This window comes from Butyrivibrio sp. AE3004, assembly GCF_000703165.1.
Classification (GTDB): Bacteria; Bacillota; Clostridia; order Lachnospirales; family Lachnospiraceae; genus Butyrivibrio.
In genome coordinates, this window is record NZ_JNLQ01000001.1 from 189,485 (window position 1) to 208,018 (window position 18,534).

Annotated in this window: 13 protein-coding genes and 2 pseudogenes; 2 read left to right on the forward strand and 13 right to left on the reverse strand. The window is 40.5% G+C overall.

Annotated elements, in window-relative coordinates; translation table 11 throughout:
- Positions 1-239: 239 nt before the first annotated feature.
- The 6 genes and pseudogenes from BV60_RS0101010 to BV60_RS0101040 all read right to left on the reverse strand — a co-directional run bounded on the left by BV60_RS0101010 (position 240) and on the right by BV60_RS0101040 (position 7,288).
- The gene (locus BV60_RS0101010; protein ID WP_029318969.1) at positions 240-701 is read right to left on the reverse strand and encodes a GNAT family N-acetyltransferase; all 462 of its coding nucleotides are present in this window, start codon (positions 699-701) and stop codon (positions 240-242) included.
- Between the two features lie 213 nt (positions 702-914).
- A complete protein-coding gene (locus BV60_RS0101020; protein ID WP_051656418.1) occupies positions 915-1,652 on the reverse strand; it encodes a glycosyl hydrolase 53 family protein in 738 nt (245 codons plus the stop codon).
- 340 nt (positions 1,653-1,992) lie between these two features.
- Positions 1,993-2,709, reverse strand: a pseudogene (locus tag BV60_RS0101025) (amino acid ABC transporter ATP-binding protein); the annotation flags it as partial.
- Entirely contained in the window at positions 2,696-4,945 is a 2,250-nt protein-coding gene (locus tag BV60_RS0101030; protein WP_029318972.1) for a transporter substrate-binding domain-containing protein, read from the reverse strand. The pseudogene BV60_RS0101025 and the gene BV60_RS0101030, both read right to left, overlap by 14 nt.
- Before the next feature lie 131 nt (positions 4,946-5,076).
- Positions 5,077-5,247 (reverse strand): hypothetical protein, encoded by a 171-nt coding sequence (locus BV60_RS22925; RefSeq protein ID WP_156035901.1) that lies wholly within the window; start codon positions 5,245-5,247, stop codon positions 5,077-5,079.
- Positions 5,248-5,296: 49 nt separating this feature from the next.
- Positions 5,297-7,288 (reverse strand): M13-type metalloendopeptidase, encoded by a 1,992-nt coding sequence (locus BV60_RS0101040; protein ID WP_029318973.1) that lies wholly within the window; start codon positions 7,286-7,288, stop codon positions 5,297-5,299.
- 430 nt (positions 7,289-7,718) lie between these two features.
- On the opposite strand from BV60_RS0101040, the gene BV60_RS0101045 reads away from it, so the two are divergent.
- Together BV60_RS0101045 and BV60_RS0101050 are read left to right on the forward strand one after the other, a co-directional pair.
- Complete coding sequence (locus BV60_RS0101045; RefSeq protein ID WP_029318974.1) at positions 7,719-7,907, forward strand: hypothetical protein; 189 nt, start codon at positions 7,719-7,721, stop codon at positions 7,905-7,907.
- A gap of 141 nt (positions 7,908-8,048) precedes the next feature.
- Positions 8,049-8,282: pseudogene (locus tag BV60_RS0101050) on the forward strand (MATE family efflux transporter); the annotation flags it as partial.
- A 30-nt stretch (positions 8,283-8,312) separates the two neighbouring features.
- Here the strand turns inward: BV60_RS0101050 and BV60_RS0101055 are convergent.
- The 7 genes from BV60_RS0101055 to BV60_RS0101085 form a co-directional block, all read right to left on the reverse strand.
- A complete protein-coding gene (locus BV60_RS0101055; protein ID WP_029318976.1) occupies positions 8,313-8,882 on the reverse strand; it encodes a TetR/AcrR family transcriptional regulator in 570 nt (189 codons plus the stop codon).
- Positions 8,797-10,374 (reverse strand): phytoene desaturase family protein, encoded by a 1,578-nt coding sequence (locus BV60_RS0101060; protein WP_029318977.1) that lies wholly within the window; start codon positions 10,372-10,374, stop codon positions 8,797-8,799. The genes BV60_RS0101055 and BV60_RS0101060 overlap by 86 nt, the downstream gene beginning before the upstream one ends.
- A 338-nt stretch (positions 10,375-10,712) precedes the next feature.
- Positions 10,713-13,229 (reverse strand): glycoside hydrolase family 31 protein, encoded by a 2,517-nt coding sequence (locus BV60_RS0101065; protein ID WP_051656419.1) that lies wholly within the window; start codon positions 13,227-13,229, stop codon positions 10,713-10,715.
- A 281-nt stretch (positions 13,230-13,510) separates the two neighbouring features.
- Positions 13,511-13,591 (reverse strand): DUF6219 family protein, encoded by an 81-nt coding sequence (locus BV60_RS24435; RefSeq protein ID WP_442856300.1) that lies wholly within the window; start codon positions 13,589-13,591, stop codon positions 13,511-13,513.
- Between the two features lie 35 nt (positions 13,592-13,626).
- The gene (locus tag BV60_RS0101070; protein ID WP_029318979.1) at positions 13,627-15,717 is read right to left on the reverse strand and encodes a heavy metal translocating P-type ATPase; all 2,091 of its coding nucleotides are present in this window, start codon (positions 15,715-15,717) and stop codon (positions 13,627-13,629) included.
- 6 nt (positions 15,718-15,723) lie between these two features.
- Positions 15,724-15,975, reverse strand: coding sequence for a DUF6110 family protein (locus BV60_RS0101075; RefSeq protein WP_029318980.1), 252 nt, complete (start codon positions 15,973-15,975; stop codon positions 15,724-15,726).
- 299 nt (positions 15,976-16,274) lie between these two features.
- On the reverse strand, positions 16,275-18,527 hold the full coding sequence (locus tag BV60_RS0101085) for an alpha-galactosidase (protein ID WP_029318981.1): 2,253 nt from the start codon (positions 18,525-18,527) through the stop codon (positions 16,275-16,277).
- Positions 18,528-18,534: the final 7 nt, after the last annotated feature.

Here is an 18,534-nt window from a genome sequence, read left to right on the forward strand (position 1 = left end):
AGACCTGTTATTTTTTATATTTTATTTTCATACTACATCCTGCGAACTGATATTGTCTTCAAGATGATTTTCCATATAATCAATAGCCTTCCGAATTGAGGTAAGCCACTCCATTTATCCAGCTCCTTCTCTTTGATGATTTTATTTTAAGCGGAGTTATATAAATATTTCCTGTCAATTTATGTCTCATTTTGTCCGAATGTGGCAATTTCACTTGCCAATCAACTGGTATTCATAAATCATTTCAAAGACATCACGTAGATTTGGCAGGGATTAGCCTCATCCCAAAGTAGCGGAAATACTTCGAACTCTTTGAAACCACAGCTTATGTAAAAAAGATTAGTCCTGTCATAATCCTCGTAAACTCCCATCTTCACGGTCTTAACCTGCATGAACTCATATCCCTGTGATCTGGCAGTTTCTTTCGCCCTTTCTACTAGCTGTCGGCCAGCGCCGCTTCTGTGATAATCCTTTAGCACACCCATAACAGCCAGTTCAACTGTAGCCTTTCCTGTTTCTTTTAAGCAGAGAAATCCAATAGCCTCCTCTTCTTTCTTTGCTGCAAAAAATGTCCAATTGGCACATCCGGAAATATATTCCTCTCTGCTCTCTTCTATTCCAAACCAGTCAGTAAGCGCCTCCAGTACTTTCCTTGCAACAGCCTGCTTTTCATTTGAATCCGTAATCTCTACTATCATCATTGTCTATCCTTTTATCTTTTATTTCTTCATACGGCGGCATCGGTACTACCAAAATCTATATTATCAAGCCTTTTCTCTATTTCAAAGTATAAATCCTCAAATTTCATGGTCCGTCTCTCCTTTAAAGACATCATAAAATAAAAATATTCACCCAAAGTGTTTTTCCTATACTAAGTCTTGCTTCCAAAACAAGAAGTGCCATTCTAAAAGAGATTATTCAGCTCCATTTCTCATATAATTAAACACGTTTATTGATTCCAAAGGATGTCCCTCAAAATCAAAGAATGCCTGATTATCCCAAGAGCACCCGCCGTAATAAGCTGCAGCATCCTCAGGATCATAATCGGAAGCATAGCTACTTGCCCATCCACTTCCATACTGCTCCCATATCACAGAATTGTCATTACTTGCCGGGCCTACAGGAATCCATGCGCCTTCCCAATAGAATATTCCTATTCCACCGACATTGTTTACATACTGGCATATATCATGAAGAATAGATGCCTGTCCTTCAGGTGATGCAGGATATCCATCAACAAGATCCTTTTCCGTAAGACTGTTTCCGGATCCATCACCATCTTTGGTAGTATAGCAATAAGATGTTTCAGCAAGGAAAGCTTTCTTTCCATATCTCTCCCGAATAAGTTCGAGAACACGACTCATATTATCCATACCACCATCCCAGAACGGATAATAGCTCATTCCGATCATATCAAAATCAAGCTCTGCATTAACAAGCTTCTCCACAAGGGTAAGAACATCTGCTTTATCTGTGATCCTTGTGTAATGAACAACGATATTAATGTCTTTTCCATATGTGCCGGACACTTCTCGAATAGCCTTACTTCCGGATTTAAGAAGTTCAATAACATTTTCCGGCTTGGTTTCTCCGGACATACCATAGTTGATTTCATTTCCGATGATATAGGGTAAACTCCAGATTGTTCCCATATTCTTTATTGTCGTCCCATGAGTAATTCTCATCACTCACAATCTTTTTAAGAATCGAAACCGAAATCTCATCCCCATCCTTGAAAACATCAAACGGCTGTCGGCCATAAGCAAGGACGAATGCAGCGTTCTCTTTTTCCTGTGAGTATTCGATAGAAAGATGTACCTTTGGCTTATCCATGGCGTTTACAATACACTGGTGCACAGCTTCTTCGAAGGCAAGGTGTATATGCTTTGCCAGTGAATACGGCACCTGATTTTTGACACAATAATCCTCTATAAGTGTCTGAGTACCGAGGTAATCGTAAGTCTTGCTCTCAATGTCAATCTCTATTACTTTCAGCCGTCTTACAAAGCGTCTTGTCTTATCTTTTTGTGGATTGTCAAAAATCTCCTCCGGCGTACCATCATCATATATGCCGCCTTCATCCAGGAATAATATCCTGTTGCTTATAGCCCTGGCAAAAGACATTTCATGGGTCACGATCATCATTGTTTTCCCTGAGGAAGCAAGATCTCTTATAACGGCCTGAACTTCTCCCACCATGGTTGGATCAAGAGCACTTGTGGGCTCATCCAACAGGATTACATCCGGATCCATAGCAAGAGTTCTTGCAATAGCTGCCCTCTGCTTTTGGCCACCTGATAATTCATCAGGCCAGGACATAGCTTTGTCGTAAAGGCCCACCCGTTTTAAGAGTCTCATAGCATCATCATATGCCTCCTGTGCTCCTTTTCCCAGAATATCCATTGCCGGAGCCATGATATTTTCCACCACGGTCATATGTCCAAAGAGGTTAAAGGACTGAAACACCATTCCCATTTTCTTATGAACTTCCTGCAGATTGCACCCAGGATCTGTTATCTCAGTGTCATCTAGAAAAATCTTACCGGATGTTGGCTTTTCAAGCAGATTAATGCAGCGGATCAGAGTACTTTTTCCTGTTCCCGAAGGCCCTATTATTGATATAACATCACCATCATTTATTGTGACACTGACATCCTTAAGTGGTGTTGAATTCGAATATTCTTTTCTAAGGTTCTCAATCCTTATCATTTGGTCTTACCCCCTTAAGTATTTTAGGGATCTTTCTTTTTCTGTAATCGAGCTGTAAATCTATCCTGCTGATTATCATACCAAGCAGTGCCTCAAGCACAAAGTAGATTACAGCTATCGCAATAAGCGGGAAGAATGCATCATAAGTCCGGCTCCTGACTATATCTCCTATTTTGGTCAGGTCCTGCACAGCTATGTAGCCGACTATAGCAGTGGCTTTTATCAGTCCTACGATTTCATTCTTATACGAATTCATCACATGAGGCAAAGCCTGTGGAAGGATTATCCTGAAAAATATCCTTCTGTCCGGATATCCCAGAGAATATGCTGCTTCGTACTGTCCTTTGTCAACGGCTCCCACGCCAAGTCGCAGCAGTCCGATGACAGAAGATGCGAAGGTCAGTGTGAACCCAATGATTGAGATAACGATACCACTGACAGATACGCTTCCAAAGATTATGTAATATAGTATCATCAGCAGAACAACCATGGGCATACCCCGAACAAGCCACATGACTGCTCCGGTAATGCCGTTCGCAATCCTGCCTCCATGTCTGCACAGCATATAAACAAGAAATCCCAGAGCTGTTCCAAATATGATAGACATCACTGTTATGAGCAGTGTTGTCATAATTCCTCTTACAAAGAGTTTCCACCTGTTTTCCCTGATAAAAGTTTTCTCAAAACTTGTTTTTACACTGTTCCAAAAAGATGTAGCTGAAATATCAGCCTTTGCTCTCCTGACGACCAGTACAAATGCCGCAGGGTAGTATTCTATAAAATCAACCGCTTCTCTTCGCTCATCCGTAACGATGATGGATCCGATGCCCATCTTTGCCTTGCCCGACTGCACATAAGAGAGAATCGCAGCAAACTCCATCGGAACAAACTCGACTTTGACATCCATCTCTTTTGCCATAAGCAAAACTATATCAGCATCAAAACCGATGACATTTCCTGACTGTCCAAGATAACTCATAGGCTCAAGGCTATCACATGCCGCAACCTTTACAGTACCGGATTCTCCCTTCCAGTCCTGCTTGATCGGAACTTTTTTCTCATTATCCGATCCGGTCCATTTTTTCCATAATTCTTCTATAGTTTCCTTGGGTATAGCATCATAAGCCTTCTGCCAATCATAAATATCGTCATCCTCTTTGGCAAAGGCGATACCAAAGGTACTTTCCTTTAATATTATAGGAAAATGTGCCAGCTCATTATCACGATTTACCGCAAGGTCCGCAAGGGCATTATTCTGTAGTATGGCATCGGTTTTTCCCTGTTTAAGAGCCAGCAGTATATCAGGCATGTTGTTGTAATACGAAAACTCAGCCACATCCGGAGCAAAACTCCTTACAAGCTCCTCAAACGGAGCACCGGTTATCATTGATACCCGTTTTCCACCTAGTTCCTCGAAGCTTTTTAGTTCAGGTCCCCCTTCGGTACTCTTAACTACAATTCCAACATCTTCTGTAAAAAGATCATGGGAAAAGGTCATCGCCTGAGCGCGTTCAGGTGTAATATTCAGATTAGCCATAACGCAGTCCACATCCCCCGCTGATGCCGCATTAATGATAGAACCGTAATCATAAACCTTAAATTCCAGGCTGGCATCCAGATATGATGCAAAGCGTTTTGCAAGCTCGATATCATATCCGTAAAGCTCGTCCCCTTTATAAAAACTATAGGGTGTAACTATACCGGTAGTTCCGACTACCAGCTTTGTTTTAGGATCTTTGGGTTGTGAAATCTCAGGCATGTCATAATCATTATTTTGTACCCACCTTGAAAACATATCATCAAGCGTTCCATCATCCTGCGCGGCGTCAATAAATTCATTCAGCTTATTTTCCAGACCATCAATCTTAGTCACAGGAGATATTCCCACAGCGACATGACTCTTTTCATCCATGTTCTGATCTAAAAGCTCCAGGTTTTTATTACTGCTCTCTAGTGCCAGTGCCAACTGACGACGGCCATAGACATAAGCATCTATCTTTCCCTGTTCCAGCGCCTGTAGTCCCTCATTCAGTTCTAAATACACAAGTTCTGCCTGGGGAAGCTCAGTTTCCACAATAACCATAGCTGCCGATCCCACGCCAACTCCAACCTTCATATCGGGGCTATTCAGCTGGTCTTTTGACTTGATTTGCTCTGTATACCCGGCGTTTACAGTCCCTCCGGGAATGCATATCATCAGTGACAACATCATGATAAACAGTAAAAGTCTTTTCATTGATTATCCTCTTACTTCAAATTCGCGTTAATATAACCTAAGCTCTATTAATTCTACAATATTTCGCTATGTAATAATCTAAAATAAGAATAAAAAATGCCAATCATCCGTATTGAATGACTGACATTTATTCAAAGTCTACCGGACGGTCCGTATAGAAACAATGAATAGCATTTAAATATCGGCTTTTCCTTATCTGTCTGCGCTTCATCTTCTTCAAAGGAATCACGCGCATTCAGTGCTATCGCAAAGTCATAAGGTAAAAAATGGATGCCACCTGTAGAATACAGAATAGCATCCATGTGCTCAGCCTATAAATATCATGCCTTAACGACAATTAGTAAAAAATAATTACCAGATTGCAACTCTTTCTTCAGGAGCAAGGTACATGCCGTCGCCTTCCTTAATGCCGTAGCACTCAAGGAATTCATCAAACTGTTGTAAGGTGCAATTTACTCTGAGGTATCCCATTGGATGAGTGTCAGTTATTTGATGTAAAGCCTTCTGCAATGTTCCTCTTGTGAGCCATACTTCGCCAAGAGCTCGGAAAAGCTTGTCATAATCGAAGTTTTCTTTCTTTTTTGCAAGGTTAAGAATGGCTTTCATTCCGCCCATATCTGCACAGCCTTCTCCGGTCATGATATTGCCATGGAAGTCCTGTCCTTCCCAAGGGTGCATACTGTTGAAATATGCTTCCATCTTGGCACTGCGCTGTTTTAATGCTGCATAGTCTTCTTCGGTCCACCAGTCAGTCATGTTTCCGTCTTTGTCAAACTGTGCACCACTTGAATCGAAAGCATGAGATACTTCATGACCGATAACCCATCCGATTCTGCCATATACTTCTTCATCAGACATCGAACTGTCGTACATTGCACCTTTGCAGAATGCGCCAAGGATGTATACTGTATTGTATAGTCCGAGATAGAAACAGTTGACGGTGTGGGGAGGCATTACCCACTTTGTCTTATCAACGGGCTTGAAGTGTTCCTCGTGGAGTTTATCATGCAAGAAGGCCTTTGTATTAAGCACTGCATCATAAAGCAATCCGCCTTCAGCTGCAGATTTATAGTTCAACTTTTCAAATGAGTATTTCTCCCAGTTGTCAGGATAAAGAATAGCCAGGTCTATTGCCTCAAGCTTTTCAATAGCTTTCTTCTTTGTCTCATCGGAAAGGAATTCCGCTCCGTTTATGATATCGTGATAGGATTCAACTATTTCTTTGCAGACTCTCGTGAGGCGATCCTTATCTTCCTTCTTAAGGTAACGTTCGGTATATAACCTTGCTACAGGCCATTCAAGCATCTCTGCAATAGAATCACAGAAGACAACTTCATCAGGGCGCATTCCCGTTGCACCTGTAATCTTGTTGCTACATTCGATATTATATTCGTAGCAATCTCTGTCAAGATAATCAGCGCTTTCTATTGCGGTATGTACGATCAGATAGTCCTTTAGAAGAGTAAGGTTCTCCTCTGTGAAGTTTTCATTCAGCAACTTTACAAAGTCGTGAGAATAAACCTGATATCTTTCCTCCCTTGGAAATCCTTCTTTTTCTAAGAATTCAAGGATCGGCACGTTGCCCTGAGCTTCTTTTAGCTGCTCATAGGAAAAAATATTATAGGTACTTGCCATATAATCCGGCTCTGACTGCTTCTCCTTAGATGGTATACCTGGTGCAAGCCTGGTCTCATAGGTCAGGCAATTATCGATTTTCTTTTTTGCCTCTTCCTCTGAGTAACCAAATTTTTTGAGCAATTTTTCTACCAGCTCTACCTTGGCTTCTTTCACAATTTTTCCGTATTCGGTGAGTTTTATGTACTCTGCAGAGTCCTTCAGCATAAGAGAACAGTTTTCTACCGCAAGGATGTGCGCGTCTGAATTTTTAAAATCAATTGAAGAGCCGCCATCCCAAAGGGAAGCCATCTGTTCTCTGAAAGGAGTTTCAAGAATATACTTTTTGAGACCTTCGAGACTGTCTATTTCTTCTATAGCATCTACAAGTTTTTTTGCAGGAGCTATACCTGCTCGGTTACGACCTTCCCAGTCCATCATGAGTCCAAACATATTAAATGCTAAAAGCGAGTCATGTTCCTTTGGCGCATCACCCTTATACATGTTTGGCATGTCTTTTGCATTCTGAAGGACAATGTTCATTACTGTTCCGCCATAGGGATAGCCTTCGGGGATCTCGGTCTTCAGAATAGTATCCTTGTTTATCGCAAGTGCAAAATCATCCTTAAGAGATGTTTTTGTTTCTGCAGTCACAACGCCGTCAAGATCACTGCAAATCCATGGTGTACCTGTGGTGTAATCAATTGTTTTTGTTGCTTCGTCAGGCATGTAATGTCCTCCTCTCTGAACTTCTGCTCATAGATTTATGAACGTATTTTCGTCTTTACATTCAAGAAACCATATATTTTTCTTCTTTATATTGTTATAAGTATCCAATAGAAAGCATAAAAATTATATCATACAAAAAGGCTTATTCTCGGGCTTTAGCAAGATATCATATATGTTTTATAAAGTTTTAAAAAAACGCTGAATATTTAATATGTATTTAATATAAGCAGAAAAAGGATAATGATATATTTAAATCGTATATGTGTTACCGGTAAAGAGACATATTAGGTAAAGGGATGAGGTAAATAAATATGAAAAGAAAAATTGCTCTGGCATTGACAACATCTTTGATTATTGGACTAATCGGTTGCGGCTCCTCTACTTCTGTACAAAGCTCAACTACACAAGGTGCTGTGGAGGAGGCAGCTGCTTGGTACAGAACGTTTCCACAGCCTGGGGTTCCTCCATGCAGATATCAGGAACGAGGCGTCTGTCATTTTTGAAGAATGGTTCATTCTATAACATAGACAGAGGTGTTGACCCGGATTACATAATCAGCAGTCCCGAGAAAATATATGACCGTGAGGCTTTGACAGAATACATAAACAGTCTGTACTGATTTCTAAGTGTACCGTCTGGGAATGCAAAGCATTCCCGGACGGTTATTTTAATTAATTCCCGGCACTACTCCTACAAACCGAAATAATGTCCTATAATCAATTCTACAATCAAGTGGAAAATTTCCTGGAGGATAAAGAATATGGCAAAAACAGCCACAAAAGATTTAACAATTGGCTCACCCATGAAACTGATCTTGGGTTTTGCAGTGCCTATGCTTATGGGTATGCTGTTTCAACAGTTTTATAATGTTGTAGATACCATGATTGTAGGCAAATTTCTGGGCAAATATGCGCTTGCGGGAGTTGGAATCACCGGTTCAATAAGCTTTATGATAATCGGTTTTTGCATGGGAGTATCAAGCGGATTTGCTATTTAAAGTCATGGACAAGCATAAAGGAAAAGGCTAATTTCCCTTCAATATTGAAAGAAGCCACTCGGAATCCGGAACGCCAAGCTTTTTATCTATAGTCATCTCCTCCATTATTCCCTGAAAAGCTGACCAAAAACACAGTGCAAGAAGTTTAGGATTTCCTTTTCTGAAAATTCCTTCCTTTTGACCTTTTTTTATCAGTTTAGCAGTATCATCCACAGAAGAAACCGACATAGCAACCTTGCGCACATCTTCAGGCATTCCCGCTCTTCTGGCCTGTGCCATCAGCACAAACATATTTGCTACAAACGGATCTTTTTGAGCATAGAGAAACAGTTCATCCAGCATACCTTTTAAAAAGACATCCGGCGGGATATTGTCTCCTCCTGCCGTTGCCTTCGTAAATTCTTTCCCCATTACCACAAGAGCCATCAGCAGCTCCTCCTTAGATTTAAAATAATGGAACATGAGCCCTGTGCTCATAGGAACTGCTGCTGCGATATCTGCTACTTTTGTCTCATGATACCCTTTCTCCACGAATAGAGTAAGTGCTGTCATAAGTATTGCTTTTTTTCTCTCTTCCTTCTGTTCTTCCCTTGTCATTGTTTCCGCCTTTAAAAAATCCTTTGTTTTTGCATATTCTCTGAATTGCAAATTTGCCGTTTGTTACCGCAACAGGAAGTCCTCCGGGTGCGCTGTTCCACTGTCCTGCAAAGCAAAGGTTCCTTATTCTGCCAATGTTACCCTTTAATCGTACCTGTTTGCCCGTGGGCGTTGTGATAAAGCTCATATAGCTGCCGTGATAAGCATTGCAGTAACGCTCATAGGTAAGCGGTGTCCATGAATCAAGACAGTGAAGCTTTCCCTTTAGCATGGGGTATTCGGCTTCAATTCTCTTTGTAACAGCTAAAACCAGTTCTTCCTTTACTCTTTTATATTCTTCTTTTGATAAACTCTTCCAAAATGCATAGTCATCATCGCTTTGAACTATATTGGTCTGGATTACCTGCTTTCCATCCTTCACAAATTTAGGATCATATCCATAAACCTTAACGTACATACGGTCCACTGTTCTTCCGCCAACCTTAAGTGGCTCAATGTCGATGAATACTGTTTCGCCGGGATTAAAATCCTTATCGGCAGTATATGCAACCTGAAAACCACTTACTGCAGGATAGTCTTTAGTTGAGGCATAAGCTTTTTGAAGAGCCTTTGGCATATACTTTTTATCAAGCATTTTTCCAAAAAGAATGCTTGTGTCTACTGTTGCTATGAAGTAATCTCCTTCAACTCTTCTGCCATCTGAAAGGAGCATAGCTTCAGCCTTTTTGCCCCTCAAAAGAATCTTGTCTACTGTCTTGTTATAGAAGATTTTTCCGCCTAAATCCTTGAATCTCTTTTCCATACGAAGTGACATCTCAAGTGATGCTCCCATAGGAATATCTCCGTTACCGTCTGCAATTGACGCATAGGATACAAGCAGGGAATATGCTGTGTACTCTTTTGGAAGATAATCACAGAAAAGCTTCTGTAAAAGGGGCGATTTAAAACGCTTGCTGTACTCCTCCAGAGAAATATTGCCAAGCTCCTTAATGACTTTAACGAAGTCCCCCATAGATTTGCCATATCGTATGTAATCGCCGATTCCAAACATATCCATCGGTTTCTCTGCAGGAACCTGGCATTGTTTGGAATATTCCACATACTCTATAAATTTGTCTATTTCATCCTTGTCCTTTGGCGAAAGCTCAGTCAGCTCGCGTCTTGTTCTTTCAAGATCAGCCCAAAGGGTTGCCTTTTTACCGTTAAGACATGAAGTGTAAAAGGATTTAAGTCCGACAAATTTTGTATTTTCTGAAATTGCACCAACAGTCTTCCATACATCATACAGCTCGGTTCCCTTCTTGGTTCCCGTAAGCCAGTGAATACAATTATCTATATGATATCCCTCTCTGTTCCATCCCATGCACTCTCCGCCGGGAACAGAATTCTTCTCATATATTTCTGCCTTAAATCCTGCCAGTTGCGCATAGATTCCTGCTGATAATCCCGATATTCCCCCACCGATTATTATGATTTTCTCTGTTTTTTTCATATCCCTCTCTCCATTGTATTGAATTTTCATTCATTGAATATATATTCAATATACAAGAAGTCCTTTCCATTGTCAATGCTTTACACTCACAAATATGGCAAAACATATAAAGAAATATAGTGCAATTAACCATACCGTTTTTATATATATGAAAAAGACGGTACGTGACTGTTTAGGCCACATACCGTCTAGTATTTCTGTTATTTTTTATTTATTTGATCTGCATTTTAAATGTAAACTTTTTGCCTTTAGAATGTGTATAAGCATTTACAATGTGAATATATACCACCCTTGCACAATTCATCAATTTCTTTCCTTGAAGGCATTACAGATAAAGCTCATTTTATCTTAGAATCTATTCTCATGTCTTTCAAATTCCCTGATCTGAATTTTATATTTCCGTATGTATTATATGAAAAACTCTTATTCTCATCATCCCATATGAGCTCTGTAATGCAGTACTCTCCATTCTCATAGCCGTATCCGTCACCCGCATCTTCATAGAGTCTGAATTTCGTATCGCAGCCGGGATAGATCAGAACTTCTATATCCTCATCTTTCATTTCATCAGTACAGCCCTGTGGCTTTTTGACAGGTATTATTGAGCCGGCCTTAACAAAAACAGGAATCCTGTTTAGGGGACATTGATATTCAATGCTCCTGCCACCCTCATAATATCTGTAAGAAGACGTTATTTCGTTATCCTCTTCTTCAAAAAAATCTCCTAAATTAAATTCATACCAACAAGATCCCTTGGGAAGATATATGCTACGTGTATCCATATCACTCACTTCACTGGTTTCATCGGTACATTTTACCTGCTCATCCTGATCATTAACTATCGGGCACACCATGAGACTGTCCCCAAGCATGAACTGATCCGATATTTCCACTGCTTTTTTATCATTAGAAAAATCAAACATGAGCGGCCTCATTATCATGCCATCGTCCAAATGTGCAGCGGCCCCGAGAGAGTATATATACGGAATCAGCTTATAGCGATTTCTTATGGTTTTGCATATTGCTTCGTAGTAGTTATCTCCTCTGTCGCCAAATGCCCAGGGTTCTCTGCTTACATCCGTTCCATGCGCTCTGAAAACCGGAAGAAATGCAGCGTACTGAAGCCATCTCACATACAGCTTTTTGTATGCAGCATTGATTCCGTTTTTGTAATCACCATCCCAGAACCACTGAATTCCTCTTTTTACGAAAAAAGCACCTGCATCCAGTGTCCAATACGGCATGCCGCTTGCCGCAAACTGAAGGCCTGCTTTGACCTGATTCTTAAGAGTTTTCCAACTTGCCGATATATCGCCTGACCAGAAAATAGTTCCGTATTTCTGGCTGCCGGCCCATCCGCTTCTGGTGAGATTGACAACTCGTTTATCTTCACTGTTCTTTCTCTGTCCGTCCCATATCGCTTTCGCATGATATTTGCCAAAAGCATTTGCAAGCTCAAAAGGCATCATATTTTCAGCGTCATGCTTGTATTCAAAATATTTTTCTCCATCTGAGGGTTCTATAAGATGCATCCATTCCGGAGTGATCGGCTCACTTGAATCACACCACCAGCCATCTACTCCCGCAGGATAGAGCGCTCTCTCAACCTGGGACCAATATAGGTCTCTGCCTTTTTTTGAAAAGGCATTATAGACATCTGTTCCCGGAAAAAGCAAACCTTCTTTTTTAAACTCTTCATTATTATCGGTTCCGGCACTCATATTGGGCCAGATGGACATCATGAAGCGGATACCTTTTTTATGGAGTTCATCCGTCATGGCCTTGGGATCCGGAAACCGGCTTGCATCAAAACTCTTTTGTCCCCATTTGCCATCCTCCCAGCTCATCCAGTCCAAAACCAGGCAGTCAATCCCAATGTTCCTTTTTCTGAATTCATCGGCAGTTTCAAGAATCTCGGCCTGACTCGTATATCGTTCCTTAGACTGAACATAACCATAAGCCCACATTGGCAGCATGGCAGCTCTTCCGGTTATCCTCCTGTAATTTCTTATCACTTCGAAAAGATTACTGCCAAACATGAAATAATAATCCGAATAAAAATCTGCTTCAGTCTGGATAAAGGCATGATCTGCACTTTCCTCAAACATAAAAAGAGAATTCGTACTCATAAGAATTCCGTAATTCCTGCTTGAAACAAGAAAGGGAATGCTTATTTTTCGGTTTCCCTGATGACCATAATAAGTTGTTTTTCTAAGATTTAGTTCCCCGTTTTCTCCCTGCCCAAAACCGGTTATGAATTCATCGTCTGCAAAGTCAAAATATGTTCTCGTCTTATAGGCAGTACCATATTCCTCTTTATCTGCAGCCTTTACCTTTTTCTTTACTCCATCCGCAGTTTTGATTTCTTCAACCCGGAGGTTATCTGCATTAATAGTTTTAAACAGTGATATCTTCTCAAGCTCTCTGGGATTATTTTCTCTTTCTCTAAGTAGCTGTTCACCTTTAGAATTATAAAAGGATAAAGCTCCCGTAGCCCTATTAACACGCACTTCTCCCTCGTGTGTTTTTATACGGATCAACCCCATACCATTATTAGCGCCGTTAACATTTGTGACATTGTTAACATATGTATCATTATTAACATGTGTTGCAATATTTATTTCTGCGGTATGTTCCTCTACTGAAAGAATGTAATCAATACTTCCGGAGTAATCCGCATAATCTTCTCCCTGCTCTTTGCAAAACTCTCCGTCACAGGAAAATGACACTCTGAAAATCCCCCCTTTTTGCGGAATTACACGAAGAATTCCGACTTCTGACTGCATAAAAACAGCACCCATCTCTTCATAAATATTTGTAATAACCCTGTCCTTTGCAGACACAACATCCATCATAGCTCAATTACCCTCTTTTCCCCATTGACTTCAACGATCACTTCTGCTTTTTATTACGCTACATCGTAAAAGATTATTTTCTGTACCGTTATGTTTTATTATGCTTGATGGATTCTCTTATGTATATATGCAAATCTTACCATTCTATATTCAATTTTTGCGCATGTATTACCTAGTGCTATAACTGTACATTGGCGTAAAATTCTGTCTTAACTTAAAATTATTAACATAAAACAAGGCTGAAATGTGAATCATCACATTCCAGCCTCGCTTTATTGTTTTTATTGCTTTTTATATCCTGTATACATCGTTAAAAGAAAACATATCACTGTAGCCCATGCAAAAAACTTATGACTTTTCATTTTTTGTCCCTCGCTTTCATTCCATGTTTTTTATTCTACCTGTCACTGTCTTTCTTAAGATTTGTCATGCTGTGAAGTCCCAAGGCTATTGTTGAACCGTTATGAAGAGTAGCACTTGTTGCAGGGATTATTGTTCCAAGTAGTCCAAGGGCAATAAGTCCCAGATTAAATCCAACAACAAATCTATAGTTAAAATGAATTCTCTTCATCAGAAGCGTACTAAGCTCTTTCAAGGTAATAAGCTTATACAGATCGTCTTCAGATATCATAACATCTGCTATCTGTCGCGCAAGCTGAGCTCCTTCACTTATTGCGATTCCGCAATCAGCTTCTGAAAGTGCCGGGGAATCATTTATACCATCACCAATCATAACAACGGTATGGCCCTTTGCCTTCTCCTGCTGAACAAATCCTGCCTTTTCTTCGGGAAGGACCTCCGCATAATACGAATCGACTCCAACCTTTTTAGCAACTCTTTTTGCAATATGCTTTGAGTCACCTGTCATCATTACGATATTCTTAAAGCCGGCTTCATGAAGCTTTTTTATAACGTCGGGAGCTTCAGGTCTAAGCGGATCTTCCAGGCATATTACTGCAGACAGTTTACCGCCGATTGCAAGAAACAGTCTTGAGTACCGCTTGGAAATATTATCCAGCTTATCCTGCTCGCCCTCGGGGATAACGCAGTTCTCATCCTCCATGACAAAGTGCCAGCTTCCGATAACAACCTTCTGACCGTCAATATCAGAAGCGATTCCATGAGCAACAACATATTCCACCTTACTATGCATCTCGTTGTGCTCAAGCCCTCTCTCTGCCGCTTCTGCTACAACAGCGTTGGCAATGGAGTGTGGATAATGCTCTTCAAGACAGGCTGCTATGCGAAGCATTTCATCCTTATCGTTCCCTGAAAACGGAACCACATCCACAACCTTTGGTGTCGCAATTGTAAGAGTTCCTGTCTTATCAAAAACAATAGTGTCTGCCTCTGCGATTGCTTCAAGGAATTTTCCACCCTTTACAGTAAGATGATTGTCCTGACATTCACGCATCGCGGAAAGAACAGTTACAGGCATCGATAGTTTAAGAGCACATGAAAAATCAACCATTAAGACGGATAAGGCTTTGGTCACATTTCCGGTTATAAGATAAGCCAGAATTGTTCCGCCAAGAGTGTAAGGAACCAATCTGTCTGCCAAATGCTCAGCCCTTGACTCAACGCCTGATTTAAGCTGCTCAGACTCTTCTATCATCTTAATGATTTTCTCATATCTGGTCGTTCCCGATGCCTTCTCGACCTTAAGGACAATGTCTCCCTCCTCTATCACCGTTCCGGCATAGACATAAGCACCCTCTTTTTTCTCCACCGGTATTCCTTCCCCGGTCAGAGTTGCCTGATTGACCAATGCTTCTCCGGATACAACAGTTCCGTCAAGAGGGATTACACTTCCGACTCTTACGGAAATCTCATCTCCCGGAACTATATGACTTATTGGTACCTGTACTTCAACACCGTCCTTCTTAAGCCAGACCTTGTCTGCCTTAAGAGCCATACTCCTTGCAAGATCATCAACCGACTTTTTGTGAGTCCACTCTTCCAAAAGATCTCCTACGCCAAGTAAGAACATAACCGACGAAGCCGTCTGATAATCTCCGGTTAAAATAGATACCATTATTGCAGTCGCATCAAGGACAGATACCTCAAGCTTTTTATGCTTAAACAGGCTGACAAGTCCTTTGTAAATAAATTTTGTGGCCATTATGCAGGCCTTTATCTTTTGTAGCGGTGACGGCAAAAAGACCTTACAGCCATAGTGAAGAATCACTTTGGAAATAAGCTTCTCCTTATAAGAAGCCATAAGTTCTCTTCCTGTGTTCTCAGGGACCAGAGCCTTAACATCATCAGAATCCGCATCAAAAACGCAGATTTTAGAAATCAGCTCATCCCTGTCACCACTATATACAACTACTGCATCCGCACTTCTCTCATAGACAGTGGCTTTTTCCACTCCATCAAGAGAAAGCAGATAGTACTGTAATCTATCTGCTTCTTCAAAAGAAAAACGTCTTTTGGGCATGGAAAAGCGGATACGTCCCCTTATCTCATGTTTAATGACAATTTTCATATATTATTATTCTCCAACTACTGCTTCGTCTTCCTTTGCCTTGCGCTCAGCATTTATCTCTTTTGCCTCTGCAACAATATCATCACAGTTCTCCTGCACCTTGTTCGCAGTATCCATTACACATTCCTTAGCACGAAGTACAGCTGCTGTAGTGTGCGTATAGCACTTCTTAGCATCCTTACTTGAAAGCAGCTTTACACCTGCTGTTCCAAAAAGTACTCCACCTAAAAACCATACACAATGATGCCAGTTCTTCATAATAGTAATCTCCTGTTCTTTAAATTTTTTTCGAGTATCTGGTGGCTCTTGAACACATTTTGATTTTTGCATTCAGGAAAGCCTAAAACAAAAACAAACAAATGCAGAATAAATCCCTCCCACATTTGTTTGCTTCCTTAAGATTATCATAATCAGAATTGTTCTAAAATACGTGTAATTGATAACTTTTCTCACTTACACCATTTGTACTCTACTCCACAAAAAAGCAGATCCCACTCAGTAATGATAAGAATCTGCTTTACTCATTTTTTTTATATTATATTTATATTTTTACTAATTTAGAGCCTTTTTAAATGTATCTGTACAGACGGATATACTCCGTACAAAGGATCAAGCGCCAATCCTCCATTCATAAGTGCTCTTCCGGAATACCTGATTTTATCTTTTTCCTCTTTTGACTTAATTCCGGCTTCCTCCGGTGCATTCGTAACTGAGGTAAAGATATTATCTATTACGTATTCTCCCTCCGGATCAAGTCCCTGTAGTTTAATGAAGGGAATTTCAGGATTTGCCCTTACATCAGTAACTACAAGGCTGACAAGCGACTCTGATTTATCCCCTGACACAAATTGCCAGGAAGTAAAGTAATCCTCAGTTTTTTCATTACTAATTCTAAAGTAACGGCCTCTCTGAATAAGATCATAATATCTGTTGAACAGACTTACTTCTTTCTTTATTTCTTCCTTTTCCTCATCAGATAGCTTTCTGGGATCGAGTTCATATCCAAAGGTACCTGACATGGCAATAATTGCTCTTGTAATAAACGGAACTTCCCTTCCGTTCTGATGGTTCGGAGAAGCTGATACATGGCTTCCCATAGTACTTACGGGATAGCCAAAGCCTGTCCCCTTCTGAATCTTCAAACGATTTATTGCTTCGCTGTTATCAGAGCACCAGATCTGGGGCGAATAGAAAAGGATTCCCGCATCAAATCTTCCGCCTCCGCCTGAACAGCCTTCCATCATAATCTCAGGATAGTTTTTCCTTATTCTTGACAATAAATCATATGTTCCCAGCATGAATCTGTGAGCAACCTCACCCTGTCTGTCTGCAGGAAGAGCGTTTGAATAAATGTTAGCCATAGATCTGTTGAAATCCCATTTAATATAAGAAATCTTTGCAGAATCAATAACCTTTGCCATGCTCTCAAAAATATAGTCAACTACTTCTTTTCGTGACATATCAAGAACCAGCTGATTTCTTCCCATAACAGGTTTTCTGTCCGGATCACACAGTGCCCAATCCGGATGAGTCCTGAAAAGATCTGAATCCTCATTTACCATTTCGGGTTCAAACCAAAGACCGAATTTCATACCAAGAGAATCAGCATGCTCTGCTATCTTTGTTATACCTCCGGGGAGCTTTCTGTCATTTACAAACCAGTCACCAAGCCCGCTGTTATCGTCATCTCTTTTTCCAAACCAGCCGTCATCCAAGACAAACATTTCAATCCCGGCTTCGTGTCCAGCATCCACGATTTCAAATAAGCTCTTTTCGTCGAAGTTAAAATACGTTCCTTCCCAGTTGTTTATAAGCACAGGGCGCTTCACATCACGAAATTCTTTAGGACATACGTTTTCCCGAATTATTCTGTGATACAAATAACTAAGCTCGTTAAGTCCATTACCCGAATAAGCCATAATAATTTCCGGGGTAACAAAGCTCTCATCTTTGTTAAGGAGCCATGAAAATCCTTCACTTCCGATACCACTCACCACTCTGATGCTTCCAGCCTGGTCAACTTCTATTTCCTCTGCGTGATTACCGGAGTAAACAAGCATAAATCCATAGCATTCACCGTTATTTTCAGTAGCATCATGGTCACACAGAATGATAAAAGGATTATTATGGTGTGAACTTGTACCGCGTTTTGAGCCAACCACATGAATATCATGGGTAAGCTGTACCCTCTCTACCTGTCTCTCCATGGCATGTCTTCCATGAAAATGTATAAGATCCATCTTCTTATGAAGTAAATCCATAGACATTGAAGCTGCCTTTGTGAGCTGACAGGGCTTATCTGAATTGTTTTTTATCATAGCAGATCTTGTGATAATATCCTTTTCTTCAAACACTCCATAAGTAAGACAAACCTCTATATTAGCTGTTTTATCCTCAAGTATAATCTCGAGCATCTGTACATTGTCTTCCTCACCCCTAACATAAGGAAGACCTGAAAGTTCTTTTTTTCCTTCACTTACAGAGTAGCTCTTATACCTAAGATCCATTGTTCTGCTACCGTTTGAAAGAATTACTCCGGCTGCATTTACTCTGAAATCACCTGCTCCGTAGGTACTGTATTCAAAAGGCAAAGTATCCGGTGAAATACCTCTCTTATCTCTTCCTTCATAAGGATTTCCTGAAAATCCCCTGTCAATCTCGCGAACAAGATAGGACATATCTGTTTTGCCTACAGATGCTCCATAGTAAGTGTGAAGGAGCATATCATATTCATTTATTTTCATCTGATATTCTGTGTTCTTGGTTGTAAGAAAGAATATCTTCTTTTTTTCATTAAAATTAATCGCCATCTTTAGT